A 3,138-nucleotide genomic window follows, 5' to 3' on the forward strand; every position below is an offset into this window, starting at 1 on the left:
GTGCGGGCGCGGTGACCGGCGCGGGCGCGGTGACCGCCGTCGGTACGGGCCCGGTGACCGATGCCCGTACCGGCTCGGCAACCGCCGCAGGCACGGCCCCGGTAACCGCAGCTCCTACGTGCCCCGCAGTCTCCGCCCGTACCGTTCCAGCAGCCGCGACCGACGCCTGTCCGGTAAACGCCGCCCGGACGGACTCGGCAACCTCCGCCGGTACGGACCACGCGGCTGCCGCCCCTACGGGCTCGGTAGCTGCCACCGACAGGGGCTCGGCAGCCTCCACCCGGACGGACCCCGTAGCCGCGACCGCCTCCGGTCCCGTGACCCCTGCCCCTACGGAGTCGGCAGCCACCACCGGCACCGTCCCGGAAGCCCCTGCGGGCACGGACCGGGTAACCGCGACCGGTGCGGGCCTGGTGACTGCCGCCCGTACGGACCCGGTGGCCGCGACCGCCTCCGGTCCCGTGACCCCTGCCCCTACGGAGTCGGCAGCCACCAGGCCCGCAGTTCCGGAAGTCCCTGCCGGCACCGACCCGCTGAACGCGACCGGCGCGGGCCCGGCAGCCTCCGCCCGGACAGACCCCGTAGCCGCGACCGCCTCCGGTCCCGTGACCCCCGCCCCTACGGGGTCGGCAGCCACGACCGGCGCGGTTCCGGAAGCCCCTGCTGGCACGGACCCGGTAGCCGTAACCGCCTCTGTTCCGCCCCTCGCTGCCAGCCGATCCGCCTGCCGTACGTCCTGTGGCGCGTCCCGCATCGCGTTCTCTTGGGGCGGCTCCGGGAGCCAGCAGTGGCGGCGGGCGAAGGGGTATGTGGGCATCGGGACGATCCGGCTGCCTACCGCGCCCGGGAGGGCCTGCCAGTCCCAGTGCGTTCCGGTGACCCAACGGCGGGCCACCTCTTCGAGTTCGAGTCCGGAGGGGTCGATCCGCTCCACGGGCAGGCCGGGGCCGGACGGCCCCGTCACCCGTCCGCGCAGTTCCGCCGTGCCCCGGCCTGCCGCGAACGCCGTGAGGCGATCGGCCAGTTCGGGCACGGACGAGACGACCAGCGCGAGCCGCTCGCGCAGTTCCTCGCGGCCGATCCGGCTGGTGTGTGCGAGGTCTGCGAGGGCTGTCTCGTCCGGTACGCCCCCGGGCCCGGCCTGCCGCAGGTGTGCCGCCAGGCGGCCCGCTAGGGTGGTCAGGGCCTCCTCCGTACGTCCCGACAGCACCACCAGCTGCGGTCCCGCCGCCGCGCGGTCCAAGCCGTACGCGGGCTGCGGGTACTCCTCCACCACCAGGTGCGCGTTCGAACCGCCGGCGCCGAACGAGCTGACCCCCGCCCGGCGCGGGCCCCCGGTCGGCCGGGGCCACTCGGCGATCGCCCGCTGCACCCGGAAGGGCGAAGTCGCCCAGTCGATCGCCAGGTTGAGCTCCTCGGTGTGCAGCGAGGGGACCAGTAGTCCGTACCGCATCTGGAGCAGCACCTTAGTGAGCCCGGCGATGCCGGCCGCCGCCTCCGTGTGTCCGATGTTGGACTTGACCGTCCCGATGGCCACCGACCCCGGTGCCAGCGCGCCGAAAGCCTGTTGCAGGCCCGCGATCTCCACCGGGTCGCCGAGCGCCGTGCCGGTGCCGTGCGCCTCGACGTACCCCACCGTCCCGGCGGGCACCCCGGAGCGTACGAGCGCGTCGGTCACCACCCGGCCCTGTGCGGCCGGATCAGGAACGGTGTAGCCGTTGGTGCGGCCACCGTGGCTGACGGCCGTGCCCTTGATGACGCCGTGGATCCGGTCCCCGTCCGCGACGGCCCGGGCCAGTGGCTTGAGCAGGACCGCCCCGACCGCCTCGGCGGGTACGAAGCCGTCGCCGCCCGCGCCGAAGCCCCGGCAGCGGTGGTCGGAGGACGTCATGTGCATCGCCCGCTGCTGCACGTACTTGTTCGGGTGCAGCGAGAGGTTGACCCCGGCGGCCAGGGCCACCGCGCACTCGCCGTCGCGCAGGCTGCGCGCGGCGAGGTGGATCGCGGTCAGCGAGGAGGAGCACATGGTGTCGACGGTCAGGCTGGGGCCGTGGGCGTCCAGGAAGTACGAGACCCGGTTGGCGATCCCGGCAGGTGTGGAGCCCCCGGCGACGGGCGTACCGGTGATCGTGCGCTCGACTCCGAAGTACGGGTATTCGTTGTGCATCGAGCCGACGAAGACGCCGACCCGGGAGCCATGAGCCGTGCGTAGCCGGTCCCTGGGGTGGCCCGCGTCCTCCAGGGTCTCCCACACCACCTCCAGCAGCAGCCGCTCCTGGGGGTCCATCAGGTCGGCGTCGTGCGGAGTGATGCCGAACAGCAGCGGGTCGAAGTCGGCCACCGCGTCAAGGAATCCGCCGTGCATCAACTCCTCGCCGGGGCGGCCGGTGCGCCGGTCGGCGGGCAGTTCGGTCACCAGGTCCGTACCGCCGAGGAGGTGCTCCCAGAGTGCCTGGGGGGTGGGTGAGCCCGGATAGCGTCCGGCGAGGCCGATCACTGCGATGTCGTCGCCGACCCGTTCGCCCGCACGCTCGCCCGCCCTCTCGACCAGCCTTCCGCTCGCCCTCTCGCTCGCCCGGTCATCGGGACGTTCGGCGGCCCGTTCGGCGACCGTGGGGCCGTCCGCGGACCGCTCACCGGTTCCCGTGGTGGCGTGGGCACAGACACCCCGGGCGACCCCGGCCAGGTCGCGCTGTTCGAAGAACACGGTGGCCGAGGTGACCCCGAACTCCTCCCGCAGGTCCGCGTTGAGCCGCGCCACCAGGAAGGAGGTGAGGCCGTACTGCTCCAACGGCGTGTGCGGGTCGATGCCGTCCTCCGGCAGGCCCGATGCCCGTGCGTAGAGCTGCACCAGCCGCCGCTCGATCCGGGCGACGTCCGCCCCCGACGGGGCCGGTGTGGGCTCCGGGCGAGGGCGGCCGGCCGGGAAGGTGCCGGTGGGCAGCGGCACCCGGCGGGCCGGTACGGTCCAGTACGTACGCCAGTCCACGTCCTCCCCGGCCAGCCAGGCCGCGCCGGGCCCGGCCACGGGAGCGGCCCGGTGGCGGCCCGCCAGGTGGTCAGCGAGCGCAGCCCGCAGGGCGGGCAGGCCCTCGGAGCAGTCGAGGACGAGCCGGTGCGCGTGGTGGGTACGTCCGG

Annotated in this window: 1 protein-coding gene; it reads right to left on the bottom strand. The window is 74.5% G+C overall.

Going from position 1 to position 3,138, the window contains the following annotated elements; all coding sequences use genetic code 11:
- A partial coding sequence (locus GT042_RS30400) for a beta-ketoacyl synthase N-terminal-like domain-containing protein (RefSeq protein WP_237531355.1) occupies positions 1 to 3,138 on the bottom strand: 3,138 nt, incomplete at both ends.

It is taken from the genome of Streptomyces sp. SID3212, from assembly GCF_009865405.1.
GTDB lineage: Bacteria > Actinomycetota > Actinomycetes > Streptomycetales > Streptomycetaceae > Streptomyces.